The sequence below is a fragment of the Streptosporangium sp. OZ121 genome (genome assembly GCF_051918885.1).
In the GTDB taxonomy this organism is placed as follows: Bacteria; Actinomycetota; Actinomycetes; order Streptosporangiales; family Streptosporangiaceae; genus Streptosporangium.
The window spans coordinates 15,643-40,300 of record NZ_JBPXMC010000012.1; the positions used below are offsets into that span (position 1 = coordinate 15,643).

Here is a 24,658-nt window from a genome sequence, read left to right on the forward strand (position 1 = left end):
TCGCCTTCCGCGGGAGTCCGCCGGACGAGGCCACGCCTCACCCGTTCTCGCGCCAGCCGTCATACTCCTCGGCCAGCGCCTCCAGGCGGGCCACGCCCTCCGGCGGCAGCGCCCCGGAGGAGTCCTCGACCACCACCAGCCACTGGGCGTCCTCGGCGTCGTCCTCCCCCGCGAGGGTCTCCCTCACCACCGCGGGCATGCCGATCGCCGGAAACTCCCCGGCCACGGTCTCGGCGACCTCCTCGGCGGCGTCGCGCTCGGCGAACACCAGCAGATGCCTCATCGCCCCCTCCCGGGGAAGGGCTTTTCCCCGCTCCGGGCGAGCGATCCGCCCAGAGCGACCGGCGGGTACGTCATCGTCGCCTCCTGAAGGAGAATCCACCCGGAACGCGAATAATTTCGGCCCGGTACGGCGAAAGGGGCCCGGGACACGCCCCGGGCCCCTCGTGAACCGGTCAGACGCCGCGCAGCCGCGCCCCGGTGCGCTCCCCGGCCAGGGCCACGGCCGCGTCGCGGGCCGCGGTGGTCTCCTCCACGGTGAGCGTCCGGTCGGGCGCCCGGAAGCGCAGCGAGTAGGCGAGGGACTTCCCGCCCTCGCGGACCTGGGCGCCGGTGTAGACGTCGAACAGCCGGATCGACTCCAGCAGCGGGCCCGCGCCCTCGCGCAGCGCCGCCTCCACGGTGGCCACCGGGGTCGCCGCGTCGACGATGAGCGCGACGTCCTGACCCGCGACGGGGTACGCGGAGATCGCCGGGGCCTGTGGCGGACCCGCGGTCAGCGGCTCCAGCCGGGTCAGCTCCAGCTCCATCGCGCAGGTGCGCGGGGGCAGGCCGTAGGCCTCGACGACGCGCGGGTGCAGCTCACCGGCGTGACCGACGAGCACGTCACCGGCGTACAGCGCGGCGCAGCGGCCCGGGTGCCAGGGCTCGTGCCGGTCCGCGCGGACGTCGAGGGTGACCCCGGCCTCGGCGGCCACCACCCGGGCCGCCTCGACGGCGTCCGCCCAGCCGGCCGGCCGGCCCTTGCCCCACCAGCCGGACGGCTCGAACTCCCCGGCCAGCACCGCCCCGACCCGGAGCGGCTGGGCGGGCAGCGCGGACTCGATCGAGGCGAGTTCCTCCGGGCTCGGCCTGCGGTCGACGCCCAGCACGGGGGCGACGGCGGGCGCGTCGGCCGAGGGCCGGTAGACCAGGCCCGCCTCGAACAGCGCCACGTCGCCGAAGCCCCGGCCCACGTTGCGGACCAGCGTCTTGAGCAGGCCGGGCAGCAGGGTCGTCCGCATCAGCGGCTCGTCCTCGCTGAGCGGGTTGGCCAGCCGTACGGCCAGGCGGCGCGCGTCGTCGGCGGGCAGCTGCAGGTTGTCGAAGTCGCGCTCCCCGTTGAACGGGTAGGCGAGGATCTCGACGTAGCCCGCGGCGGCCAGGGCGCGGCCGACCCGGCGGCGCAGGCGCTGGCTCTCGGTGAGACCGGCGCCCGCGGGGGCGGCCGGCAGGATCGAGGGCAGGTTCTCGTAGCCCTCCAGCCTGATGACCTCCTCGGCGAGGTCGTTCGGGTCGGTCAGGTCGGGCCGCCACGAGGGCGGGGTGACCGCCAGCATGTCGTCACCGGTGACCGTGAGCCTCGCGGCGATCCCGGCGGAGGCCGGGTCACCGGTGGCCGCAGTGCCGGCCACAGTGCCGATCACAGTGCCGGCCACGGTGCCGCCGGTCGTACCGCCCGTCACCGGGCCGGTCGCGGCGGTGGTGCTCTCGACCACGCAGCCGACCTGCTCCAGGCGGCGGATCACCGTCTCGCGGTCGTAGGCGGTGCCCGCGACCCTGCCGGGGTAGCCGCTCGGGATGGCGACGCTGACCGGCTCGACCTCCACCTCGGCGTGGGTGACGCCCGGCTGGATCGTGCCGCCGCCGAGCTCGGCCAGCAACCGGGCCGCGCGCCAGGAGGCGTACAGCGGCAGCTCCCTGTCGACGCCCCGCTCGAAGCGCTTGGAGGCCTCGCTGACCAGGTTGTGCCGGCGCGACATGCGCGCGGTGCCGCTGGCGGAGAAGTGGGCCGCCTCGATCACGATGTCGGCGGAGGCGTCGGAGATCTCGGTGTGCAGGCCGCCCATGGTGCCGGCCATCGAGATCGCGCCCGACCCGTCGGTGATCAGGATGTCGTCCGGGTGGAGCTTGCGGACCACGTGGTCCAGCGTCTCCAGCGTCTCGCCCGGCTCGGCCCTGCGCACCACGATCTCGCCGGTCAGCTTGGCCGCGTCGAAGGCGTGCAGCGGCTGGCCGAGCTCCAGCATGACGTAGTTGGTGACGTCGACGGCGAGCGAGACCGGGCGCATGCCGGCGCGGGAGAGCCGCGCGCGCATCCACAGCGGGCTCGGCGCCGACGGGTCGAACCCGCGGATCTCGCGGAGCACGAAGCGGTCGCAGGCCGACGGGTCGGCGATCGAGGCCGGGTAGGACGGGCCCGCCGCGGCGGGCGGGGAGACGTCGGCGGGGTCGACGAACGCCGAGTCGAAGGCGGTGGCGGCCTCGCGGGCCACCCCCCGGATGGAGAGGGCGTAGCCGATGTCCGGGGTGATCTCCAGCTCGATCACGTCGTCACGCAGGCCGAGCAGCTCGACCACGTCCGCGCCGATCGGGGTGCCGACGGGCAGCACGAGGATGCCGGGCGACGACTCGGCCACGCCGAGCTCCGCCTCCGAGCAGATCATGCCGTCGGACAGCCGCCCGTATGTCTTGCGCGAGGCGATCTCGAACCCGCCGGGCAGCACGGCGCCGGGCAGCGCGACCGGGACACGGTCGCCGGCCTCGAAGTTGGTCGCGCCGCAGACGATCTCGCGCGGCGCGGCCTCCCCCACCTCGACCTGGCAGTGGCGGATGGGCTTCTTGAACCCCTCCAGCGTCTCGATGGAGATCACCTCGCCCACTACGACGTTCTTGATGTCGTGGCCGTAGGAGGTGACGGACTCGAGCTTGAGCCCGGCGGCGGTGAGCTTCTCGGCGATCTCGTGCGCCGTGACGGCGGGGAGATCGACGTACTCCCGCAGCCATGAAAGCGGGACCTTCATCAGACCTCCATTCCGAAGGGAAGGGTGAAGCGGACGTCTCCCTCGACCATGTCGCGCATGTCCTCGGCGTTGTGACGGAACATCAGGGTGCGCTCGACGCCCATGCCGAAGGCGAAGCCGCTGTAGCGGGCGGGGTCGACGCCGCAGGCGATGAGCACCCGCGGGTTGACCATGCCGCAGCCGCCCCACTCGATCCAGCCCTCCGACTTGCAGGTGCGGCAGGGCGGGTTGCCGGGCACCGCGGAGGCGCCGCGGCAGACGAAGCACTTCAGGTCCATCTCGGCGGAGGGCTCGGTGAACGGGAAGTAGTTGGGCCGGAACCGGGTGGTGATGCCCTCGCCGAACATGACCTCGGCGAACCGGTCGAGGGTGCCCTTGAGGTGGGCCATGGTCAGGCCCTCGTCGATCGCCAGCCCCTCGACCTGGTGGAAGACGGGGGTGTGGGTGGCGTCGAGCTCGTCGGTGCGGAACACCTTGCCCGGCGAGATCACGTAGACCGGGAGCTCCCTGCTGAGCAGCGCCCGGATCTGGACCGGAGAGGTCTGGGTGCGCAGCACCTTGCCGGAGTCGACGGACTCCACGAAGAAGGTGTCGTGCTCCGAGCGCGCCGGGTGGTCGGCGGAGATGTTCAGCGCGTCGAAGTTGAACCACTCCCCCTCCAGCTCGGGGCCCTCCGCCACCTCGTAGCCCATCGCGACGAAGGCGTCGGCGATGCGCTCCTGAAGGGTGGTCAGCGGATGCCTGGCGCCGCGGGGGGCGCGGGCGGAGGGCAGCGTGACGTCGACGGTCTCCTCGACGAGGACCCGCTCGTCGCGCTCGGCCTCCAGCTGCGCCTGCCGCTCGGCGAGGGCGTCGGCGACCGCCTTGCGGGCGCCGCCGATGCGCTTGCCCGCCTCGGAGCGGGCCGCCGGGGGCAGAGCCCCGATCTCGCGGTTGGCCAGGGCGATCGGTGAGCGGTCACCGGCGTGCGCGAGGCGCACCTGCTTGAGTTCTTCGAGGTCGCGCGCCGCCTTGACGGCGTCGAGCGCTTCGGCCTGCATGCGCGCCATCTCGTCGGCGTGCAGCGGGGTCACCTCGACCGGGTCGTAGTTTGACAAGAGAGAGCTCCGAATCCAGGGCTTGAGCGGCCATGAGTCTAGTCGGATGAGCCCACCGGGCCGACATTCGCGATCAGACGAAGTCAGGGGTGCCGGTGGGCACCATAAATCGAAACTCGGCGCCGCCCTCGGGCCCGCGCTGCACGGAGATGGTGCCGCCGTGCGCCTCGATCAGCCCCTTGACGATGAACAGGCCGAGCCCGGTGCCGCCGCGGCGGCGGGCGTTGCCCCGCCAGAACTGCCGGAAGACGCGCGTGACCAGCTCGGGCGGGATGCCCTCCCCCTGGTCGCGGACGGACACGGTCACTCCCCATTCGCTCGGCTCGACGACTATTGTCACCGTACCGCGCCCGTGACGCACCGCGTTTTCCATCAGGTTGGCGAGCACCTGGTCGATCTTGTCCTGGTCGAGCCAGGTCTCGGGCAGTTCGCCGCGAACCTGGAGCACGAAACGGTCCTCCGGCTCGCCCGCCGCCACCCGTCCCGCGATGATCCTGGAGATCCTGGCCGGGACGTCGACCACCTGGCGGTGGATCTCCAGCCGCCCCGACTCGATGCGCGAGACGTCGAGCAGCTCGGTGATCAGCCGGGTCACCCGGTCGGCGTCGGCGTTGACGGTCTCCAGCATGACGAGCTTCTGGTCGTCGGTGAAGCGGGTCCACTTGGCCAGCAGGGTCGCGGTGAATCCCTTGACGCTGGTCAGCGGGGAGCGGAGCTCATGGGCGACGGTGGAGACCAGGTCGGCGCGGCTGCGCTCCAGGCGGGCGCGGGCCCCGGCGTCGCGCAACGTGATGACCACCCGGACGACCTCTCCACCCCGCCGCGGCTCGCGCACCAGCCGGGCGGCCACCAGCAGCTCCTGGCCGCCGGGGGTGCGCAGCGGCAGCTCGGGATGGCGGGCGCGGCTGGAAAGCCCGCCGTAGGTGTCGAGCCACTTCCACCAGTCGCGGCCGTCGTGGTCGCGGAAGGAGAACACGTCGCGCAGGTGCCGCCCGGTGGCCCGCTCGCGGGTGACGCCGGTCAGCAGGGCCGCGGCCCGGTTGACGGTCAGCACATGGCCGTCACCGTCGGTGACCACGAGGCCGTCGGGAAGCTCGTCGACGTCGATCACAGAAGCGGCATCGGTGCTCCGCTCGCCGGTGTGTTCGCCGTGCACGACCCCGCCTCCTCGACGCTACATGGCCGACAATAGCGGGTTTCCCGCACCGTACGGCAGCCTCGCCGGGCGGGGAGCCTCACCTGGAGCCGGCACCGGTGCGCTGAGATCGGGCAGATGCGTACAGACAGACCGCGGCGGCGGTCGCGAGGTTCAGGCTCTCGGCCCGTCCGTAGATGGGAACCCTGACGACCTCGTCGGCCAGCTTCAGGATCTCCTCGGGAAGCCCCCACGCCTCGTTGCCGAAGATCCAGGCCGTCGGCCCCGACAGGTCCACGTCGTCCAGGGTCTGCCTGCCCGCGCCGTCGGCGGCGAGCACCCGGAGCCCGGTCCCCTTCAGGTGCTCCACGGCCCGCGCCACCGGGACGCCCGTGCTGACCGGGAGGTGGAACAGGCTGCCCGCGCTGGCCCGCACGCACTTGCCGTTGTAGGGGTCGACCGAGGCGTCGGTGAAGACGACGGAGTCGGCGCCGGCGGCGTCGGCCGTACGCAGCACGGTGCCCGCGTTGCCGGGGTCGCGGACGTGGGCCAGCACCGCCACCAGCGTGGAGCCGGACACGACGGAGGCGTCCAGGGGCACGTGCACGAAGCGGCACACGGCCAGCAGCCCCTGGGGGGTGACGGTCTGGGCCAGCTCGGCCATGACCTCGCCGCTGGCCCGGTGGACGGGCACTCCCGCGGCGGTGGCGGCGGTGACGACGTCGGCGTGACGCAGCTCGGCCTCGGCCGTGGCGAACAGCTCCACCACGACGCCGTCCAGCGCCAGCGCCTCGCGGACCGCCTGCGGCCCCTCTGCCAGGAAGGAACGGTCGCGGTCCCTGAAGGCCCGCTTTGTCAGCCTCCGCGCGGCCTTGACCCGCGGCGACTTGATGTTGGTCAGCTCAGACCCGGCCATGCCCGTCCCCCAAGAATGCGAATGCGGCCCACAGCGTGATCGCTGCGGGCCGCATGGTCGTCAGTGCCTCGCTCAGCCGGCGACCGGCGCGTTCACGTCGGCCGGGAGCGCCTTCTTGGCGGCCTCCACCAGCGTCGCGAACGTGGCGGCGTCGTTGACCGCGAGGTCGGCGAGGATCTTGCGGTCGACCTCGATGGAGGCGAGCCGCAGGCCCTGGATGAGCCTGTTGTAGGTGATGCCGTTCTGGCGGGCAGCGGCGTTGATGCGCTGGATCCAGAGACGGCGGAAGGTGCCCTTGCGGTCCTTGCGGTCGCGGTAGGCGTACGTCATCGAGTGGAGCATCTGCTCCTTGGCCTTGCGGTACAGCCTGGATCGCTGACCCCGGTAGCCCTTCGCCCGCTCGAGAACGACCTTGCGCTTCTTCTTGGCGTTGATCGCCCGCTTCACGCGTGCCATGTGTATCTATCTCCCCGGGGGCGGTTACTTAGCGAGCAGCTTCTTGATCTTCTTGGAATCGGCGTCGGAGAGCACGACCTCGGGCTTGAGACGACGCGTCAAGGTGGACGGCTTGTGCTCGTTGTAGTGCGCACGGTTGGCGCGACGGCGCACAAGCTTGCCGGAACCCGTGAGCCTGAACCGCTTCTTCGCACCGCTGTGCGTCTTCATCTTCGGCATCTCAGCCGTCTCTCCCTCGATCGTGCCGATGTCCCGGGCCGGTAACCCAAGTCAAGGGCGTGCCTGACTACGAGACCGGACCCGGTCTCGGACTGATCTCGCGACTACCTGACGATCCAGGCTATGCGAGTTACTCCTGCGGAGCCGCCACCGCTCCACTGACGGACACCTCGTCGTTGACGCGCGTCTCGCCGGCGGCCGGTGACCCCTCACCCGAAGGGTTCTCGTCATGCCGCGCCTTGGCCGCCGCCTTCTCGGCCTTGGCCTCGGCCTTCTTCTTGTGCGGGCCGATCACCATGATCATGTTTCGGCCGTCCTGCTTGGGCTGGGACTCGACGAAGCCGAGCTCCGTCACGTCCTCCGCCAGCCGCTGCAGGAGCCGGAAGCCCAGCTCGGGACGGGACTGCTCCCGACCGCGGAACATGATGGTGACCTTGACCTTGTCGCCGGCCTTGAGGAACCGCACCACGTGACCCTTCTTGGTCTCGTAGTCGTGCGGGTCGATCTTCGGCCGAAGCTTGATCTCCTTGATGATGGTGTACGCCTGGTTACGGCGCGCCTCACGTGCCTTCATCGCGGACTCGTACTTGAACTTGCCGTAGTCCATGAGCTTGCACACTGGCGGGCGGGCCGTTGCCGCGACCTCGACCAGGTCGAGGTCGGACTCTTGAGCCAGCTTCAAGGCATCGCCGATGGAGACGATGCCCACCTGCTCGCCGTTCGGGCCGACGAGGCGGACCTCGGGCACGCGAATGCGGTCATTGATGCGGGGCTCGGCGCTGATGGGGCCTCCTAGGTTGCGATCCGCGGCCATCCGGGAGGAGGCCGCAACATGCTCGATCGTGCCGGGAGGTCGTAGAACGCACACCCTGTTGAGGGCGTTCGAACGCAAGATGCCCCGCACGTCACGCATGCGGGGCCACATGAACTCGAAGGCTTCACGCCGTAAGCTCTCCGGGGATTCACCCCGGTTGTGATCCTGACCTGTCAGCCTTGCGGCCGACGAGGTGGGAGGACGACCTCCGCTTGCGCGTCCAGCAGGCACGCCGGACCGATCGAGTCGTTACTCTACCACAACAGCCCACTCACGCAGAATCATCCCGCCGGGACGGCACGCCTGACGATCTCGGCCTTTCCCGCCTCGCGCATCGCCTCCACCGGCACGTCCGCGCGACCGGTCATCATCTCGACCTGCCGGACCGCCTGGTGCAGGAGCATCGGGAAGCCGCCGACGACGATCCCGCCCCGCCCGGCCACGGCCGCGGCCGGGCGGGTGGGCCAGGGCGCGTAGACCACGTCGAGGAGGGCGGGCACGCCCGCCAGCGTCCCGGCGAAGCCGTCGGCCACGCCGGAGGGCAGGGTCGAGACGACCAGGTCGACCTCCAGCGCGGTGTCGAGCTTGTCGAGGGTCCGCACCGACAGGTCCATGCCCAGCCGCTCGGCGACCTCCGCGGTCTCCCACGCCCTCGCGGGGTCGCGGACCACGAGGATCGCCTCGTCGAGGCCGAGTTCGCGCAGGGCCGCCAGCGCGGAGGCCGCCGTCGCGCCGCCGCCGAGGACGGTCGCCGCCCGCGGCGGGGCCACGCCCGCCTCGGCGAGCGCCTGGACGATGCCGTACACGTCGGTGTTGTCCCCGTGCCGGGCGCCGTCGCGCAGGATCACCGTGTTGGCCCCGCCCACCTGGACCGCGAGCTCGGAGACGGTGTCGAGCAGCGGCATCACCGCCCGCTTGAGCGGCATCGTGAGCGAGAGCCCCGCCCAGTCGCCGTCCAGTCCGGCCAGGAGGCCGGGGAGCCCGGCCTCGTCGCACTCGATCGCCTCGTAGCGCCAGTCGTGCAGGCCCATGCCCTCGTGGGCGGCGCGGTGCAGGTACGGGGAGAGCGAGTGGGCGATCGGCGATCCCAGGACCGCCGCCCTCAGCACCCGTTCACCTTGTTCCGCTCGTACTCGGCCTTGAGCGCGAAGAAGTCGGACTCCAGCGAGGCGAACTTGGTGAGGCGTTTGGCCGGGCAGGTGGTCACGAACCAGACCCAGTCACCCTTGGTGGGGTTGAGCGCCGCCTGAATGGCGTCGTCGCCCGGGTTGGCGATCGGACCGGGGGGCAGGCCCAAGTACTTGTAAGTGTTGTAGCGCGATTCACTCTCAAGGTCCTTGTTGGAGGCCTCGATGTTGTACTTGTTCAGCGCGTACATCACCGTGCTGTCCATCTCCAGCTTGCGGGGCGGGTTGCCGTCGAGCCGGTTGTAGATGACGCGGGCCACCTTGCCCATGTCCTCCTTGGTGCCGGACTCCGCCTGGACGATGCTGGCGATCGTCATGATCTCGTGCGGGGTGTGCCCGAGCGCCTTCGCCTTGCCCCGCAAATCGTCCTTGTCGGCGGTCTGGTTGAAGCGGTCGACCATCTTGGTCAGGATCTCCGAGGCGGTCATCTTGGGTGTGATCTCGTAGGTGGCCGGGAAGGCATATCCCTCCAGCTTGCCCCTGGAGTAGGAGGGCAGGCCGAGCTCTCCGGTGTTCCTGGCGGCCTGCTGGAACTCCCGCAGCGGCTTGCCCGTCTGCTTGGCGAGCTGTTCAAGGGTGTCGCTCACGCGCAGCCCCTCCTTGAGGGTGACCCTCTCCCGCAGCCGCTTGTCCGGGTCGAGGAGCTTGACGGCCTCCGCGGCCGCCATCCGCTTGCGCATGGTGTACTCGCCCGGCTGCAGGGAGGAGCTCTTGCCCGCCGCGCCGACGGCGTTGACGAAGGCCTTGACGCTCTTCACCACGTCCTGCTCCTGCAGGGTCTGCGCGATGTCGGAGGCGCTCTGGCCGTCCTTGATCTCCACGACGATCTCGCCCGACCCCTGGCCGGTGTAGTCGTCGGGGGTCATCACGTCGCGGACCCAGGTGTAGCCGTAGTAGCCGGCGGCGCCGATGCCGCCGAGCAGGATGATGATCGCGAGCATGGGGGCGACGAAGCCGCCCCGGTTGCGGCGGCGCTTCCTGCGCCGGCCGCGCCGGCCGGAGTCACGGCCTGGAGACGTGTTGGATCCTCGGCGCGACCGACCTTCGTCGTCGGAACCGACCAGGAAGTCCATATCGAGATCGTTCATAGCGTCGCTGGCCAATCTCCCGCTAGAGACGACCTGGCGTCAAGCGGGTGTGCCGAACCGAAGGAGGGCACCCGGCCGGACGTCCCGGTGCTCCGGGAGCCGTCGTCCGAACCGCGGGTGCGGGTCGCCGCCTGCGGCGGAACCGGGGGTATTCCGCCGGGCATCAACGCTTCCCGAGGTATCTGTTCAGCTCTTCCCGGTATCTCACAAACTCACTCTCTTTGTCAGTGAATTTCGTGATTCTATGCTCCGGATCAGTAGTGACAAACCAGAACCAATCACCTTGATCTGGCTGGAGTGCCGCGATCAACGCCTTCTCCCCGGGATTCGCGATGGGCCCGGGCGGCAGACCGGGCTTGAGGTAGGTGTTGTACGGAGACCTCACCTCTGTGTCCCTCTCCGAAACCTCCAGGGTCCTGCGCCCCTGCGCGTACAGCACCGTGGTGTCCAGCTGGAGCGGCGTCCGGGCCCTGATCCGGTTGTAGATCACTCTAGCGATCTTCGGGTAGTCCGGGTCCCGCCCGCCCTCCGCCTGGACGATGCTCGCCACCGTGACGGCCTCCCGGGGCGACAGGCCTTTCTTCGCGGCCCGTTTCCTGAGGTTTAGCTGGGTCGCCATCTGCTTGTAACGTTCCACCATCGCGGCGAGCAGGACCGGAGCGGTCGTGTCCGGCTCGATCTCGTAGGTGGCGGGGAACAGGAAGCCCTCGGCGCTCCCGGCGTACCGGGGCAGGCCCAGCGCCCGCTCGTCGGCCGCGGCCCTGACCAGGTCGGCCCGGCGCATGCCGGTCGCCTCGGCGAGCCGGTCGAGCAGCTCGGGCAGGCGGAGCCCTTCGGGAATGGTGACCGTGCGGACCACCCGCGACTCGGGCGCCACCAGCATGCCGAGCGCCGACCGGGCGTCCATGCCCCTGCGGAGCCTGAAACGGCCGGGGGGCAGGGTGCCCGCCCTGGCCTGCTCCATCGCCACCGTGACGAACGCCCCGGCGCTGGCCACCACTCCGGCGTCGGCCAGCACCAGCCCGATCCGGGTCGCGCTCGCCCCCCGGGGGATCTCGACGACGACCGTGCCCGAACCCGGCCCCTCGAAGTCGGCGGGCAGGAGATAGGGGCGGATCACGAGGAGCCCGGCCGTCCCGGCGGCGGCTGCGAGCACGGACGTCCCGGCCACCCACAGCCATACCGGCCGCAGACGGCTCACCGAACGGTCCCGCCGCCCGGCCGCTCGGCGCTTCCCCCGCCAGGGGGAGGCTCGGCGGGGACCCCGGGAGGCCTGCCGGTGGCGCGTTCGGCGTCCAGCGCGGCCTGGAGCAGCACGATGGCGGCCGCCTGGTCCACCACGCCACGCTGGTTCTTCGCCTTCACCCCGCTGGCCCGCAGGCCCTGCTGGGCGGTGACGGTGGTCAGCCGCTCGTCGAACAGCCGCACCGGGACGGGCGCCAGCCGCAGCGAGATCCGGTTCGCGAAGTCGCGGGCGGCCTCCGCCGCCTGCCCCTCGCGCCCGGAGAGCGAGGTCGGCAGGCCGACCACCACCTCGACGACCTCGTACTCGGCCGCGATCTCCGCGAGCCGGTCGAGGTCGCCCTTACCGCGCCGGACGGTCTCCACCGGCGTGGCCAGCAACCCCGAGGGGTCGCTGCGGGCCACGCCGATGCGGACCGAGCCGACATCGACGCCCAGCCGAATGCCGTTTCTCATCATTCCCGTCTCCGCCCGTGCGCCGGACGCGGCGCGAGGGCGTCGTTCCTCGTCAGGTGAGCGTCCGCGCTCGTCAGGTGAGCGTCTGCGCGATCGCCTGCTCGACGGCGGCGAGCGCCTCGCCGATCGCCTCGGGACGCACCCCGCCTCCCTGAGCGACGTCGTCCTTGCCGCCACCGCCACCTCCGAGAGCCTTCGCGGCGACACCGACCAGGCGGCCCGCCTTCAGGCCACGGCCGCGTCCCGCCTCGTTGACCGCGGCCACCACGACCGGCCGGTCACCGGGGACACCGGCGACGACGACCACCGCGGCGCGATCGCCCGGGAACCGGCCGCGCACGTCAAGCGCGAGCTTACGCAGGTCGTCGGGAGAGGTGCCATCAGGCGCGCGGTGCGTCACGACGGACACTCCGTGCAGGTCGACGGCGCTTTCCGCCATCTGCCCCGCACCGGCGAGCACCTGGGCCGAGCGCAGCGCGCCCAGTTCCTTCTCCGCGGTGCGCAGCCGGGTGACGATGCCCTCGATGCGCTCGGGCAGCTCCTCCCTGCGGGCCTTGAGCTGCTCCGACAGCTGGGCGACGAGCACGCTCTCCCTGGCCAGGAAGCGGAACGCGTCGAGGCCGACCAGGGCCTCCACGCGGCGCACGCCCGCGCCGATCGAGGCCTCGCCCAGCACCTTGACCAGGCCGAGCTGCCCGGAGCTGGCGACGTGGGTGCCGCCGCAGAGCTCGCGGGAGTATTCGCCGACCTCGACGATGCGGACGGTGTCGCCGTACTTCTCGCCGAACAGGGCGAGCGCGCCCATCGCGCGGGCCTCCGCCTGGGAGGTGTGGAAGGCGTTGACCCGCAGGTCGTTGATGAGGACCGCGTTGACCTCGTCCTCGACGTCGCGCAGCACGCTGGGCGGCACGGCGCCCGCGGCGGTGAAGTCGAAGCGGAAGCGACCCGGCGAGTTCTCGGAACCGGCCTGCGCCGCGGTCTCGCCCAGCGCGTTGCGGAAGCCCCGGTGCACCAGGTGGGTGGCGGTGTGGCTGCGGGAGATGGCCCGGCGCCGCTCGACGTCGATCTCGGCCTGGGCCTGGTCGCCCACCCTGATCTCCCCGGAGCGGACCTTGCCCCGGTGCACGACGACGCCGGAGACCGGGGACTGCACGTCCACGATCTCCACCTCGGCCCCGCCGGTGCGGATGACGCCCTGGTCGGAGAGCTGGCCGCCGCCCTCGGCGTAGAAGGGGGTACGGCCCAGCACGACCTCGACCGACGTGCCCGCGCCCGCGGCGGGCACGGAGGCGCCGTCGACGAGGAGGCCGACGACCTCGGCCTCGGCCGTCACGTGGTCGTAGCCGAGGAACTCGACCTTGCCGGTCTTCTCCAGGAGCGTGCCGAAGATCGAGATGTCGGCGTTGCCGGTCTTCTTGGAGGCGGCGTCGGCCTTGGCGCGGTCGCGCTGCTCCTTCATCAGCCGGCGGAAGCCCTCCTCGTCGACCTGCAGCCCCTGCTCGGAGGCCATCTCCAGGGTGAGGTCGATCGGGAAGCCGTAGGTGTCGTGGAGCTGGAAGGCCTGGTCGGCGGCGAGCGTGGCCCGCCCCTTGCGCTTGGTCTCCTCGGCCGCCACGTCGAAGATCGCGGTGCCGGTGCGGAGGGTGCCGAGGAAGGAGGCCTCCTCCGCGTCGATGACACCGTGGATCTGCGGGGCGTCGGCCCTGAGCTCGGCGTACTGCTCGCCCATGACGTCGACGGTCACGGCGGTGAGCTCGTGCATGTAGCGCTCCTCGCCCGCGCCGAGCAGGCGCAGGTTGCGGATGGCGCGGCGCAGGATGCGGCGGAGCACGTAGCCCCGGCCCTCGTTGGAGGGCAGCACCCCGTCGGCGACGAGCATCACACCGGTCCTGACGTGGTCGGCGATCACCCGCAGCGACACGTCGGCGCGCTCGTCGCGGCCGTAGCGCGTCTTGGTGAGGTCGGCGGCCCGGTCGAGGATCTTGTACGTGGTGTCGATCTCGTAGATGTTGTCGACGCCCTGCAGGATCGCCGCCATGCGCTCCAGGCCCATGCCCGTGTCGACGCTCTTGGCGGGCAGCTCACCGGCGATGTCGAAGTCGATCTTGCTGCGTACCGCGCTGAGCTGGTACTGCATGAAGACGTTGTTCCACACCTCGAGGTAGCGGTTCTCGTCGGCGACCGGGCCGCCCTCGCGCCCGTACTCGGGGCCGCGGTCGTAGTAGATCTCGCTGCACGGGCCGCCGGGACCCGGCACGCCCATGTGCCAGTAGTTGTCGGCCAGGTCGCGGCGCTGGATGCGCTCCTGCGGCACCCCGACCTTGCGCCAGATGTCGGCGGCCTCGTCGTCGTCGAGGTAGACGGTGGCCCAGAGGCGGTCCTCGGGGAAGCCGAACCCGCCCTCGGACTCGGGCCTGGTCAGCAGCTCCCAGGCGAACGGGATCGCCTGCTCCTTGAAGTAGTCGCCGAAGGAGAAGTTGCCGAGCATCTGGAAGAAGCTGGCGTGCCTGGTCGTCTTGCCGACCTCGTCGATGTCGAGGGTCCTGACGACCTTCTGCGCGCTGGCGGCCCGCTTGTAGGGCGGCTTCTGCTGGCCCAGGAAGTAGGGCTTGAAGGGCACCATGCCCGCGTTGACCAGAAGCAGCGTCGGGTCCTCGGCGATGAGGCTGGCCGAGGGCACAACGGTGTGCCCACGCTCCTCGAAGAAGCGCAGGAAGCGGCGGGCGATCTCTGCCGACTCCATGTCAGCGGCCATCCTTTACGTTGGAGTGATAGGGGTTTTCCACGGTGTCGAGCCCGAACCTGGACCGCAACTCGATTTCCCGCTCGGCGGCGCCCCGCAGGGCGTCGGCGGCGAGGTCGCGTGCCTGCTCCAGGGCTCCGGCGGCGTTGTGCGCGGCCCGCCGGGCCAGGTGGTTCGGGTGCAGTGCCTGAAGCTTACGCATCACCCACACCGCGCCGAACGCGCCCAGCCCCATGTAGAAAAGCCTGCGGATCATCGCGGACGCCTCTCCAGCTCCGCCGCGGCGGGCCTGGCCCGCCTGCGGGAGCCCAGGGCCCTGCGGACGCCGTGGGTGAGGGCCGCGACCTTGATCATCGGTCCGGTGACCAGGTTCTGGGTGACGTCGCTGACCTTGGCCACGTGCCCGCTGACCTGCTTGACGTCCCTGGTGATGGCCTCGATCGCGACCAGCTGCCGGTTGGTCTCGCCGACGGCGGCCGAGACGTCCTCCAGCAGCGGCACGACGCGGTCGCCCAGCTGGGAGACCATCTTGGTGGTCTCGGTGAGCAGCCGGGCCAGCCTGACCATGACGACGGCCATGAAGGAGACCAGGATCGCCCAGGCCATCGCGGCGATCAGCCCCGCGACCTCTCCTGCGGTAAGCATCTGCGGACCCGCTCCCCTCATAGGTTCATAGGTGACCCCGGCCATGGTCGGGCGGATTGCAAAACCCTATCGTGCCCGATACCACTCATCCCCGTTTACCGCGCGCCCCCAGGGCGCGGGGCCTACTCCCCCCGCAGGAACGCGCGGATCCTGGACCAGCGGTCGGCGAGGCCCGCCTCGGCGCCGTGTCTGGTGGGCTGGTAGTAGCGCCGGTCCCTGAGCTCCTCGGGGGCGTACTCCTGGCGTACCAGGCCGTGCTCGAACTCGTGGGGGTACTTGTAGCCCCTGCCGTGGCCGAGCTGCTTGGCCCCGGCGTAGTGGGAGTCGCGCAGATGGTTGGGAACGTGGCCGATGTTGCCGCGCCGCACGTCCTCGGCGGCCGCGCCGATGGCGTTGATCACCGCGTTGGACTTCGGGGCCAGCGCGCAGTGGATGACGGCCTGGGCCAGGTTGAGCCGCCCCTCGGGAAGGCCGATGAACTCCACCGCCTGGGCGGCGGCCACCGCGACCTGCAGGCAGGTGGGGTCGGCCATGCCGACGTCCTCGGAGGCGAAGATGACGATCCTGCGGGCGATGAACCGTGGGTCCTCCCCCGCCTCGATCATCCGGGCGAGGTAGTGCAGCGCCGCGTCGGCGTCGGAGCCCCGCATGCTCTTGATGAAACCGCTGATCACGTCGTAGTGCTGGTCGCCCTGGCGGTCGTAGCGCACGGCAGCCTTGTCCACCGCCCGCTCCACCACCTCGACGGTGACCTCGCCGTCGGCGATCAGCGCGGCGGCCTCCAGGTAGGTGAGCGACCTGCGGGCGTCGCCACCGGCCAGCCGCACCAGGTGCTCGGCGGCCTCCGGCGTCAGGCTCACCCTCCCGTCCAGGCCGCGCGGGTCGGTGACGGCGCGCTCCAGCACCACCCGGATGTCGTCCTCCGACAGCGACTCCAGGGTCAGCAGCAGCGAGCGCGACAGCAGGGGCGAGATGACGGAGAAGAAGGGGTTCTCGGTGGTGGCGCCGATGAAGGTGACCCAGCGGTTCTCCACGGCGGGCAGCAGGGCGTCCTGCTGCGCCTTGTTGAAGCGGTGCACCTCGTCGACGAACAGGACGGTCTGGCGGCCGGACATGCCCAGCTCGCGCCGGGCCTGCTCGATGGCCGCGCGGACCTCCTTGACGCCCGCCGACACCGCGGAGACCTCCACGAACCGGCGCTCGGTGACACCCGCCACCACGTAGGCGAGGGTGGTCTTACCGGTGCCCGGAGGGCCCCAGAGGAACAGCGACATCGGCGCCTCGGCCTCGACGAGGCGGCGCAGCGGCGTGCCGGGGCCCAGCAGGTGCCGCTGGCCGATCACCTCGTCCAGGCTCCGGGGGCGCATCCGCACCGCCAGGGGCTCCTGGCCGCGATGGGCCTCCTCCGCCGCCGAATCGAACAGGCTGTCCACGCCTGAGACAGTACCGCCGCCCGGCGGGGCCCCGGCCCTCCCGGACGGCGGCGCATCGGACGCCCGTGGCGTTCAGGGGCCGTACGGGCTCAGCTTCCCCAGACCGCGACGGCCCCGCTGTGCCCGCTCCGCACCACGTAGTAGAGCGCCACGACGGCCAGGACCACGGTCAGCGCCGAGACCGCCAGCCCGGCCGGGCGGCCGAACCTGTCGCCGCGGGTGACGTGGACGAGGGCCAGCGAGACCACTCCGAGGGCGAGGGTGACGAGCAGCAAGGGGGTGGCGAAGCCCGCGTGCTCGGCGATGCGCTCGCCGAGCCGGCCCTCGACGGAGGCGAAGCGGCCCTCCTCCAGCGCCTCCCCGCTCTGCCGCGCCGCGAAGACGCTCACCGGCACGACCGGGGCGAGCCCGACCACCGCCCAGGTGAGCACGGGCCGCGTGCGCGGCGCCAGCGCGTACGCGGCGGCGAGCACCGCCAGGAGCGGCGTCAGGACCACGGCCGCGTGAACGATCAGGGGATGAAGGGGCAGGCCGAGGATCTCGTCGAACATGGGGGCGCTCCGGTGGTGCGTGGTTCATCATCAGCAAGTACGGATCCCACCATGGACGGGTTATGGGGAGCGTGAAGAGATCCCTTCCTCCCCTCTGTCCCCATCTGAGGAATTCCGCCACTTACGTACAGCACATGTTGGGGCCGGTACTCTTTTCGCCAGCCCGTACCCATGGAACATCAATCTTGGAGGACATAGCGGTGAGCGCCGAGGACCGCCAGAGCCAGCTGGCTCGGGAGCACAAAGAGCGGCAGGCGAAGCGTGCCGAGCAGGCGAGCGCGTCGAAGCGCAACGTCGTCATCGGAGCCGTCGCCGCGGTGGTCGTCGTCGCGGGGGGACTGTTCGCCGGCGTCACCCTCCTTGGAAACGACGGTGACGACGCGAAGAACGCCGCCGCCACCAGTTCACCGGTTCCCTCGGAGACCGCGGCCGCGACGCCGGAGCCGACCTTCACGGCCGATCCGATCGGCACGAAGTGCTCCTATCGCAAGGACACCAGCGGCAGCCCGGCCAAGAACGTGGGCATGCCGCCGACCAAGCCCAACCTGAAGCTGAAGACCATGACGATCACCACCAACCACGGTGACGTCGTGATCGACCTGGCGACCGCGCAGGCCCCCTGCACGGTCAACTCCTTCGCCTTCCTGGCCAGGAAGAACTTCTTCGACAACACCAAGTGCCACCGCCTGGCCACCCCCGAGAACTCCGGCCTGAGCCTGCTGCAGTGCGGCGACCCCCAGGCCAAGGCCGACGGGAAGAACCGGACCGACGGCCAGGGCAGCTCGGGCTACGTCTACGACAGCGAGAACCTCGGCGGGATCCCGTACAGCAAGGGCACGGTCGCGGTGGCCCAGGCCGTCGACGCCGTCAACCAGAACGGCAGCCAGTTCTGGATCTCGCTCGGGAACGAGACCGAGCAGGTGGAGAAGGCCTACACGCCTTTTGGTGTCGTCTCCAAGGGCATGGAGATCCTTGACGAGATCGTCAAGGGCGGGTGGATCACCAATCCCGAGGACATCACCGGTGACGGTGGTTCCACCGCCCCCAAGATCCCGGTGATCATCAAGAACGTGCGGCTCTCCTAGCCGGAACCGCGGCGGCCCGCCGCCACAGGACGCCCCGCCGGTCGGACGACCGGCGGGGCGTTTTCGCGTCCGCGCCCCGCACGCCCCGGACACGCCCGCCCCCCACGTCCTCCACGCCCTCGCGCCACTCACGCCGGACCCCCGGCCGCGCACATCCCAGAGGCTCCGCACATCCCGGACAGGTCGCGCCTCGCCCGCCCCGGACGGCGCGCGGCCGGCGCAGACCCCAGCGTGGCCGTGCGCGGGCCACGACGCCTCCCCGCCCTTTGGGACCGGAGCCCCCTGAAAGGCCGCCCAGGAGGCACGTGAGGGGCACAGAGGGGTACAGGGGGGTGCAGGGGGACCATCGCGGCTCATCTCCCGCGACTTCATGCTCCGGACATGGCGAGGGCCCCCGGAACACCGTCCGGGGGCCCTCGTCACACCTGGCTCACACCTGGCTCACATCCGGGGAGGACCCGGATCAGGCGTCGGCCTTGGGCCTGCCGTCGACGCCCGCCTCCTTGCGCTGCTCCACCGTGATCGGGGTGGGCGCGCCGGTCAGCGGGTCGAAACCGGAGGCCGTCTTCGGGAAGGCGATGACGTCGCGGATGGAGTCGGTGCCCGCCAGGAGCATGCAGATCCGGTCCCAGCCGTAGGCGATGCCGCCGTGCGGCGGGGGGCCGTACTTGAACGCCTCCAGCAGGAAGCCGAACTTGCTCTCCGCGTCCTCCTTGGAGATGCCCAGCACGTCGAAGACGCGCTGCTGCATCTCGGCCCGGTGGATACGGATCGAGCCGCCGCCGATCTCCATGCCGTTGCAGACCATGTCGTAGGCGTAGGCCAGGGCCTCGCCGGGGTGGTCCTGGAAGGTGTCGGCCCACTCGGGCTTGGGGCCGGTGAAGGGGTGGTGGACCGCGGTCCAGCCGCCCTCGCCGTCCTCCTCGAACATGGGGGCGTCGACGATCCACAGGAAGTTCCAGGCCGACTCGTCGATCAGGCCGCAGCGACGGCCGATCTCCAGGCGGGCCGCGCCGAGCAGGTCGCGGGAGGCGGAGGCGGCGCCGGCCGCGAAGAAGATCGCGTCACCGGGGGCCGCGCCGACCTTGGCGGCCAGGCCGGCCGACTCGGTCTCCGACAGGTTCTTGGCGACCGGCCCGCCGAGCGTGCCGTCCTCGCCCACCAGCACGTAGGCCAGGCCCCTGGCGCCGCGCGACTTGGCCCACTCCTGCCAGCCGTCCAGCTCCTTGCGGGTCTGCGAGGCCCCGCCCGGCATGACCACGGCGCCCACGTACGGCGCCTGGAACACCCGGAAGGTGGTGTCGGCGAAGAAGTCCGTCATCTCGACGAGCTCCTGGCCGAAGCGCAGGTCGGGCTTGTCGGAGCCGTAGCGCGCCATGGCGTCCCGGTAGGTCATCCGGGGCAGGGGCGCCGGCAGCTCGTAGCCGACCGTCTCCTTCCAGATGCGGCCGATGAGCCTCTCCCCCAGCGCGATGACGTCGTCCTGGTCCACGAAGGACATCTCGACGTCGATCTGGGTGAACTCCGGCTGCCGGTCGGCGCGCAGGTCCTCGTCGCGGTAGCACTTGGCGAGCTGGTAGTAGCGCTCGAGACCGGCGACCTGGAGGAGCTGCTTGAACAGCTGGGGCGACTGGGGCAGGGCGTACCAGCTGCCCGGCTGGAGCCGGACCGGGACGAGGAAGTCGCGGGCGCCCTCCGGGGTGGAGCGGGTCAGCGTCGGGGTCTCGACGTAGGTGAACCCCTGCTCGTCCATCACCTGGTGGGCGAGGTAGGTGGCCCGGGAGCGGATGCGCATGGCGTGCGCGACCTGCTGGCGGCGGATGTCGAGGTAGCGGTACTTCAGCCGCGCCTCCTCCGAGATGCCCGCGGTGCCCTCGATGGGGAACGGCAGCGGCGCGGACTCGCTGAGCACCTCGACCTCGGAGGCGACGACCTCGATCGCGCCGGTCGGCAGCTCGGGGTTCTCGTTGCCCTCGGGGCGGACCCGCACCTCTCCGACGACCTTGACGCAGTATTCGGCGCGCAGGCCGTGGGCGTCGTCCTCCTCGCGGAAGACCACCTGGGCCGAGCCCGAGGCGTCACGCAGGTCGATGAAGACCACGCCGCCGTGGTCGCGGCGCCGCGCCACCCACCCGGCGAGCGTCACCCGCTGCCCGGTGTGCTCCTCGCGCAGTGATCCCGCTTCGTGCGTGCGGATCATTTGTCCAGTCTCTCCTTCAACATCGTGACGATCTCGGCGAGCGGTACGGCGGTCTGGTCCCCGCCGGCCAGGTCCTTGACCTGGGCGACCCCGGCGGCGATGTCCCGCTCGCCGAGGATCACCGCGTAGCCGGCCCCCGAGCGGTCGGCGCCCTTCATGGCGCCCTTGACGCCCTTGCCGCCGAACGACATGTCGGCGGCCAGGCCCGCCCGGCGCAGCTCGGTGACGAGCAGGAACATCCGGCGGCGCGCCTCCTCGCCCAGCGGCACACCGTACACCCGCACGCGCGACTCGGCGCTCTCGTCCCCGAACAGGCCCTCGGCCTCCATGGCCAGGACCGTGCGGTCGACGCCCAGCGCCCAGCCGACGCTGGGCAGGGGGGGCCCGCCGAGCATCTCGCTCAGCCCGTCGTAGCGGCCGCCGCCCCCCACCGCGGACTGCGAGCCGAGCCCGTCGTGGACGAACTCGAACGTGGTGCGCGTGTAGTAGTCGAGGCCGCGGACCAGCCGGGGGTCGTCGGTGTAGGCCACGCCGGAGGCGGTCAGCAGCGCGCGGACCTCCTCGTGGTAGGCCTTGCACGCCTCGCACAGGTGGTCGACGACCAGCGGCGCCCCGGCCAGCCGCGCCTGCACCTCGGGGCGCTTGTCGTCGAGCACGCGCAACGGGTTGATCTCGATTCGGGCGCGGGTGGCCTCGTCGAGGTCGAGGCCGCGCAGGAAGTCCTGGAGCGCGGCCCGGTAGACCGGGCGGCACTCCTTGTCGCCCAGCGTGTTGATCAGCAGCCGGACCCCGGTGAGCCCCAGGGCGGCGTAGCCGTCGACGGCCAGCAGGATCAGCTCGGCGTCGAGCGCCGGGTCCTCCGAGCCCAGCGCCTCGGCGCCGACCTGCCAGAAGTGGCGGTAGCGGCCCTTCTGTGCCCGCTCGTAGCGGAACTGACTGCCCGAGTACCAGAGCTTCACCGGGAGCTGCCCGTTGTGCAGGCCGTGCTGGAGGACCGCCCGCACCACCGACGCGGTGCCCTCGGGGCGCAGCGTGAGAGAGCGCCCGCCCTTGTCCTCGAAGGTGTACATCTCCTTGGAGACGATGTCGGTCGACTCGCCGACACCGCGGACGAACAGCGCGGTGTCCTCGAAGACCGGGGTCTCGATGTAGCCGTAGCCCGCCCGGCGGGCGGGCCCGGTGAGCGCCTCGCGCACGGCGAGCGCCCGCTCGGAGCGCGGCGGAAGCCAGTCGAAGGTGCCCTTGGGCGCCTGCAAAGTCATTGTCTAAAGTCCCCTGCCGGGGCCGCGGTCGTGCCCGGCGCCCGCGGGGTCCGCGGGATCCGCTCCCGCGGCCGCCTTCGCCTCCGCGAGGTACGGGTTGGTGGCACGCTCGTGACCGATCGTGGTCTGTGGTCCGTGGCCGGGCAGGACCACCGTGTCCTCCGGCAGCGGCAGGCACTTGGCCGCCAGGCTGCGCAGGATGGTCGGGTAGTCGCCGCCCGGAAGATCTGTGCGGCCGATGGAGCCGGCGAACAGCAGGTCGCCCGAGAACAGCACGTCCGGGATCTCCTCGGTGCCGGGCAGCCTGAAGGTCACCGACCCCCTGGTATGGCCGGGGGCGTGGTCGACGGTGAGCTCCAGGCCGGCCAGCCGCAGCACCTCGCCGTCGGCGAGCTCGCGCACGTCGTCGGGCTCGGTGAAGGTGAGCCCGCCGAACATCTGCTGCTTCGTCGACAGCGACAATCCCCTGCCCGGGTCGGACAGCAGGTCGCGGTCCTCCGGGTGGATCCACGCGGGAACGTCACGCGCGCCGCAGACCGGGGCGACCGACCACATGTGGTCGATGTGCCCGTGGGTGACCAGCACCGCGACCGGCTTGAGCCGGTGCTCGCGCAGCAGGTCGTCGAGGTCGCCGACGGCGTTCTGACCGGGGTCGACGACCACGCACTCCTCGCCCGCGGCGGGAGCGACGACGTAACAGTTGGTCTGGAAGGACCCTGCGGGAAAGCCGGCGATGAGCATCTGCCTCAGCTGATCTCGTCAAGAATGCGGATGGGAATGTAACCGAAGGGTACCGGTGCGGGTCGGCGGGCTGCGAACCATTACCCATTGGCCGATACGATTCGCCCACCTCATTAAGTACTACTCGGCACTCGGGAGGGCGAAGCGGTGAGCGGCAAGGAGCGCCAGAAGCAGTTGGCGCGCGAGCACTACGAGCGGCAGACGCAGCGACGCGTCGAACGTGAGGCCAGGGCCAAGCGCAACGCGATCATCGGCAGCACCGTGGCCGGTGTGGTCGTGGTGGCGGGTGTGATCGCCGCGACGACCATGTTCGGGGGCTCCGACACGACGGCGACCGCGACCACCGACCCGGCCCCGTCGGACAACGCCTCCCCGGCCGCCTCGGAGGCCGCGGGCCCGCAGCCCAAGGCCTTCGACCCGGCGAGCGGCACCTGCGGCTACGTCGCGGAGGCGGGCGGCGGCCCGGCCAAGAACGTGGGCCTGCCCCCGGAGAAGGTCGACCTGACGCCCAAGAAGATGACTCTGAAGACCAACCTGGGCGACATCGTCATCAAGGTGTCGGCCGACAAGACCCCGTGCACGGTCAACTCCTTCGCCTTCCTGGCGCAGAAGAAGTACTTCAACGGCTCCAAGTGCCACCGGCTGGGCTCCGACCAGTTCCCGATGCTGCAGTGCGGCGACCCGCTGGCCAAGGCCGACGGCAAGAACCCCACCGACGGCCAGGGCGGCCCCGGCTACCGCTTCGTGAACGAGAACCTGGAGGGCGCCAAGTACACCCGCGGCGTCGTGGCCATGGCCAACAGCGGTCCCGACACCAACGGCAGCCAGTTCTTCATGGTCTACGGCGACACCCAGCTGCCGGCGCAATACACGCCGTTCGGTACGGTCACCAAGGGCCTGGAGATCCTCGACAAGGTGAACAAGGCGGGCTTCCTCCCCCCGGGGGACGGCGGCACCGGGGCGCCGAAGGAAACCGTCGAAATCAAAGACGTGACAATGTCCAGTTAGAGCTGACGTAATACATACAAGGGGCGGTAAGTCCCGAAAGGCTGATGAAAGTGCGGGAGGACACGGTGAGCACCGACCCGTGGGGCCGGGTAGACGACGACGGCACCGTCTACGTACGTACGGCTGAGGGAGAGCGGGCCGTCGGGTCCTGGAAGGCCGGCGAACCGGAGGAGGCGCTTGCCTACTTCCATCGCAAGTTCGACGAGCTGGCCGGGCAGGTCGCCCTGCTGGAACAGCGGGTCCGCGGCACCGACCTGCCACCCGCCCAGGCCGAGGCGACGATCGTCAAGCTTCGTGAGGCGATCACCGACGCGCACGCGGTCGGCGATCTCGACGCGCTGCTGAACCGCCTCAACGCCCTCACGGAGCTGGTCGCCCAGCGCCGGGAGGAGGTCAAGGCCGCTCGCGACGTGGCCAGGGCCGAGGCCAAGGGCGTCAAGGAGCGGATCGTCGCCGAGGCCGAGCGCATCGCCGACGACACCACCCACTGGAAGACCGGTGGCGAGCGGCTGCGCCAGCTGATCGAGGAGTGGAAGGCCGCCGAGCGCATCGACCGGGTGACCGAGGCCGCGCTGTGGAAGCGCCTCTCGGCGGCCCGTACGGCCTTCGCCAAGCGGCGCAAGGCCTACTTCGCGGGGCTGGACGAGCAGCGTGAGGGCGTGCGTTCCACCAAGGAGCGCATCGTGGCCGAGGCCGAGACGCTGGCCTCGTCCACCGACTGGGGCGCCACCGCGTCCGCCTACCGCGAGCTGATGCAGGAGTGGAAGACGGCGGGCAGGGCCTCCCGCGAGGTCGAGGACGAGCTCTGGGGCCGCTTCAAGGGCGCCCAGGACCAGTTCTTCCAGGCGCGGTCGGCCGTCTTCGCCGAGCGCGACGCCTCGCTGGCGGCCAACGCCGAGATCAAGGAGCAGCTCCTGGTCGAGGCGGAGAAGATCCTTCCGGTCACCGACGCCCGCGCCGCCAGGGGCGCCCTGCGCAACCTCCTGGAGCGCTGGGAGGCCGCGGGCCCGGTCCCTCGCGAGCAGCGCGACCGCCTGGAGGGTGGCCTGCGCAAGATCGACGAGGCGGTCCGCAAGGCCGAGGAGACGGAGTGGAAGCGCTCCAACCCCGAGGCCCGCGCCCGCGCTCAGAACACGGTCGACCAGCTGCGCAAGTCGATCGCACAGCTGGAGAGCCGCCTGGCCAAGGCCAGGGACGCGGGCAAGGACAAGGACGTCAAGGACTCCGAGGAGGCCCTGGCCGCCCGCCGTTCCTGGCTGGAGGAGGCGGAGCGCACGCTCGCCGAGTTCTCCTGACGCCCGGCGCCGTCACCGGCTGA

23 protein-coding genes are annotated in these 24,658 nt (G+C 71.1%); 3 read left to right on the forward strand and 20 right to left on the reverse strand.

The window, feature by feature from the left end; translation table 11 throughout:
* Positions 1-37: 37 nt before the first annotated feature.
* The 17 genes from ACTOQ1_RS21930 to ACTOQ1_RS22010 all read right to left on the reverse strand — a co-directional run bounded on the left by ACTOQ1_RS21930 (position 38) and on the right by ACTOQ1_RS22010 (position 17,044).
* Entirely contained in the window at positions 38-283 is a 246-nt protein-coding gene (locus tag ACTOQ1_RS21930; RefSeq protein WP_440069810.1) for a hypothetical protein, read from the reverse strand.
* A gap of 172 nt (positions 284-455) precedes the next feature.
* A complete protein-coding gene (locus ACTOQ1_RS21935) occupies positions 456-3,062 on the reverse strand; it encodes a phenylalanine--tRNA ligase subunit beta (RefSeq protein WP_440069812.1) in 2,607 nt (868 codons plus the stop codon).
* Positions 3,062-4,111: a phenylalanine--tRNA ligase subunit alpha gene (gene pheS / locus ACTOQ1_RS21940; RefSeq protein ID WP_440070050.1), complete on the reverse strand. Its 1,050-nt coding sequence runs from the start codon at positions 4,109-4,111 to the stop codon at positions 3,062-3,064. Before pheS ends, ACTOQ1_RS21935 begins: the two co-directional genes overlap by 1 nt.
* A 121-nt stretch (positions 4,112-4,232) precedes the next feature.
* Complete coding sequence (locus ACTOQ1_RS21945) at positions 4,233-5,315, reverse strand: ATP-binding protein (protein WP_440069814.1); 1,083 nt, start codon at positions 5,313-5,315, stop codon at positions 4,233-4,235.
* Between the two features lie 79 nt (positions 5,316-5,394).
* The gene (locus ACTOQ1_RS21950) at positions 5,395-6,210 is read right to left on the reverse strand and encodes a TrmH family RNA methyltransferase (protein WP_440069816.1); all 816 of its coding nucleotides are present in this window, start codon (positions 6,208-6,210) and stop codon (positions 5,395-5,397) included.
* Between the two features lie 72 nt (positions 6,211-6,282).
* The gene (rplT, locus tag ACTOQ1_RS21955) at positions 6,283-6,666 is read right to left on the reverse strand and encodes a 50S ribosomal protein L20 (protein ID WP_012892552.1); all 384 of its coding nucleotides are present in this window, start codon (positions 6,664-6,666) and stop codon (positions 6,283-6,285) included.
* 24 nt (positions 6,667-6,690) lie between these two features.
* Complete coding sequence (gene rpmI, locus ACTOQ1_RS21960) at positions 6,691-6,885, reverse strand: 50S ribosomal protein L35 (RefSeq protein ID WP_030920046.1); 195 nt, start codon at positions 6,883-6,885, stop codon at positions 6,691-6,693.
* Between the two features lie 130 nt (positions 6,886-7,015).
* A complete protein-coding gene (infC, locus tag ACTOQ1_RS21965; protein ID WP_440069818.1) occupies positions 7,016-7,633 on the reverse strand; it encodes a translation initiation factor IF-3 in 618 nt (205 codons plus the stop codon).
* A gap of 347 nt (positions 7,634-7,980) precedes the next feature.
* Positions 7,981-8,805, reverse strand: coding sequence for a shikimate dehydrogenase (locus ACTOQ1_RS21970; RefSeq protein WP_440070051.1), 825 nt, complete (start codon positions 8,803-8,805; stop codon positions 7,981-7,983).
* Positions 8,802-9,974: an endolytic transglycosylase MltG gene (gene mltG / locus ACTOQ1_RS21975; protein ID WP_440069819.1), complete on the reverse strand. Its 1,173-nt coding sequence runs from the start codon at positions 9,972-9,974 to the stop codon at positions 8,802-8,804. Before mltG (ACTOQ1_RS21975) ends, ACTOQ1_RS21970 begins: the two co-directional genes overlap by 4 nt.
* Before the next feature lie 163 nt (positions 9,975-10,137).
* The gene (gene mltG, locus ACTOQ1_RS21980; protein WP_440069820.1) at positions 10,138-11,175 is read right to left on the reverse strand and encodes an endolytic transglycosylase MltG; all 1,038 of its coding nucleotides are present in this window, start codon (positions 11,173-11,175) and stop codon (positions 10,138-10,140) included.
* The gene (ruvX, locus tag ACTOQ1_RS21985) at positions 11,172-11,672 is read right to left on the reverse strand and encodes a Holliday junction resolvase RuvX (protein WP_440069822.1); all 501 of its coding nucleotides are present in this window, start codon (positions 11,670-11,672) and stop codon (positions 11,172-11,174) included. Before ruvX ends, mltG (ACTOQ1_RS21980) begins: the two co-directional genes overlap by 4 nt.
* Before the next feature lie 73 nt (positions 11,673-11,745).
* Positions 11,746-14,415, reverse strand: a complete 2,670-nt coding sequence (gene alaS / locus ACTOQ1_RS21990) for an alanine--tRNA ligase (protein ID WP_440069823.1) — start codon at positions 14,413-14,415, stop codon at positions 11,746-11,748.
* Between the two features lies 1 nt (position 14,416).
* Positions 14,417-14,671 carry a hypothetical protein gene (locus ACTOQ1_RS21995; protein WP_362846695.1) on the reverse strand — a complete coding sequence of 85 codons (255 nt, stop codon included), beginning with the start codon at positions 14,669-14,671 and terminating at the stop codon, positions 14,417-14,419.
* Complete coding sequence (locus tag ACTOQ1_RS22000) at positions 14,668-15,060, reverse strand: DUF948 domain-containing protein (protein ID WP_440069825.1); 393 nt, start codon at positions 15,058-15,060, stop codon at positions 14,668-14,670. Before ACTOQ1_RS22000 ends, ACTOQ1_RS21995 begins: the two co-directional genes overlap by 4 nt.
* 122 nt (positions 15,061-15,182) lie before the next feature.
* Entirely contained in the window at positions 15,183-16,493 is a 1,311-nt protein-coding gene (locus ACTOQ1_RS22005; protein ID WP_440069827.1) for a replication-associated recombination protein A, read from the reverse strand.
* Between the two features lie 89 nt (positions 16,494-16,582).
* On the reverse strand, positions 16,583-17,044 hold the full coding sequence (locus ACTOQ1_RS22010; protein WP_440069829.1) for a hypothetical protein: 462 nt from the start codon (positions 17,042-17,044) through the stop codon (positions 16,583-16,585).
* A 185-nt stretch (positions 17,045-17,229) separates the two neighbouring features.
* Between ACTOQ1_RS22010 and ACTOQ1_RS22015 the strand changes: the two genes are divergently transcribed.
* The gene (locus ACTOQ1_RS22015) at positions 17,230-18,129 is read left to right on the forward strand and encodes a peptidylprolyl isomerase (protein WP_440069831.1); all 900 of its coding nucleotides are present in this window, start codon (positions 17,230-17,232) and stop codon (positions 18,127-18,129) included.
* Positions 18,130-18,592: 463 nt separating this feature from the next.
* Here ACTOQ1_RS22015 and aspS read toward each other — a convergent pair whose 3' ends face one another.
* From aspS to ACTOQ1_RS22030, 3 genes are read right to left on the reverse strand one after another with little or no spacing between them, the layout of a single operon-like run.
* Entirely contained in the window at positions 18,593-20,329 is a 1,737-nt protein-coding gene (aspS, locus tag ACTOQ1_RS22020) for an aspartate--tRNA ligase (RefSeq protein WP_440069833.1), read from the reverse strand.
* On the reverse strand, positions 20,326-21,591 hold the full coding sequence (gene hisS, locus ACTOQ1_RS22025; protein WP_440069835.1) for a histidine--tRNA ligase: 1,266 nt from the start codon (positions 21,589-21,591) through the stop codon (positions 20,326-20,328). Before hisS ends, aspS begins: the two co-directional genes overlap by 4 nt.
* 3 nt (positions 21,592-21,594) lie before the next feature.
* Positions 21,595-22,332 carry an MBL fold metallo-hydrolase gene (locus ACTOQ1_RS22030; protein WP_440069837.1) on the reverse strand — a complete coding sequence of 246 codons (738 nt, stop codon included), beginning with the start codon at positions 22,330-22,332 and terminating at the stop codon, positions 21,595-21,597.
* Positions 22,333-22,479: 147 nt separating this feature from the next.
* On the opposite strand from ACTOQ1_RS22030, the gene ACTOQ1_RS22035 reads away from it, so the two are divergent.
* Positions 22,480-23,340 (forward strand): peptidylprolyl isomerase, encoded by an 861-nt coding sequence (locus ACTOQ1_RS22035; RefSeq protein ID WP_440069839.1) that lies wholly within the window; start codon positions 22,480-22,482, stop codon positions 23,338-23,340.
* Positions 23,341-23,384: 44 nt separating this feature from the next.
* Positions 23,385-24,635 (forward strand): DUF349 domain-containing protein, encoded by a 1,251-nt coding sequence (locus ACTOQ1_RS22040; protein ID WP_440069841.1) that lies wholly within the window; start codon positions 23,385-23,387, stop codon positions 24,633-24,635.
* Positions 24,636-24,658: the final 23 nt, after the last annotated feature.

Coding starts and splice junctions, on each gene's coding strand:
- ACTOQ1_RS21930 (WP_440069810.1), bottom strand. CDS start 283: ATGAGGCATCTGCTGGTGTTCGCCGAGCGCGACGCCGCCGAGGAGGTC.
- hisS (WP_440069835.1), bottom strand. CDS start 21,591: ATGACTTTGCAGGCGCCCAAGGGCACCTTCGACTGGCTTCCGCCGCGC.
- alaS (WP_440069823.1), bottom strand. CDS start 14,415: ATGGAGTCGGCAGAGATCGCCCGCCGCTTCCTGCGCTTCTTCGAGGAG.
- mltG (WP_440069819.1), bottom strand. CDS start 9,974: ATGAACGATCTCGATATGGACTTCCTGGTCGGTTCCGACGACGAAGGT.
- ACTOQ1_RS21995 (WP_362846695.1), bottom strand. CDS start 14,671: ATGATCCGCAGGCTTTTCTACATGGGGCTGGGCGCGTTCGGCGCGGTG.
- rpmI (WP_030920046.1), bottom strand. CDS start 6,885: ATGCCGAAGATGAAGACGCACAGCGGTGCGAAGAAGCGGTTCAGGCTC.
- ACTOQ1_RS22040 (WP_440069841.1), top strand. CDS start 23,385: ATGAAAGTGCGGGAGGACACGGTGAGCACCGACCCGTGGGGCCGGGTA.
- ruvX (WP_440069822.1), bottom strand. CDS start 11,672: ATGAGAAACGGCATTCGGCTGGGCGTCGATGTCGGCTCGGTCCGCATC.
- ACTOQ1_RS21950 (WP_440069816.1), bottom strand. CDS start 6,210: ATGGCCGGGTCTGAGCTGACCAACATCAAGTCGCCGCGGGTCAAGGCC.
- rplT (WP_012892552.1), bottom strand. CDS start 6,666: ATGGCACGCGTGAAGCGGGCGATCAACGCCAAGAAGAAGCGCAAGGTC.
- ACTOQ1_RS22000 (WP_440069825.1), bottom strand. CDS start 15,060: ATGCTTACCGCAGGAGAGGTCGCGGGGCTGATCGCCGCGATGGCCTGG.
- ACTOQ1_RS21935 (WP_440069812.1), bottom strand. CDS start 3,062: ATGAAGGTCCCGCTTTCATGGCTGCGGGAGTACGTCGATCTCCCCGCC.
- aspS (WP_440069833.1), bottom strand. CDS start 20,329: ATGATCCGCACGCACGAAGCGGGATCACTGCGCGAGGAGCACACCGGG.
- ACTOQ1_RS22030 (WP_440069837.1), bottom strand. CDS start 22,332: ATGCTCATCGCCGGCTTTCCCGCAGGGTCCTTCCAGACCAACTGTTAC.
- ACTOQ1_RS22010 (WP_440069829.1), bottom strand. CDS start 17,044: ATGTTCGACGAGATCCTCGGCCTGCCCCTTCATCCCCTGATCGTTCAC.
- pheS (WP_440070050.1), bottom strand. CDS start 4,111: ATGGCGCGCATGCAGGCCGAAGCGCTCGACGCCGTCAAGGCGGCGCGC.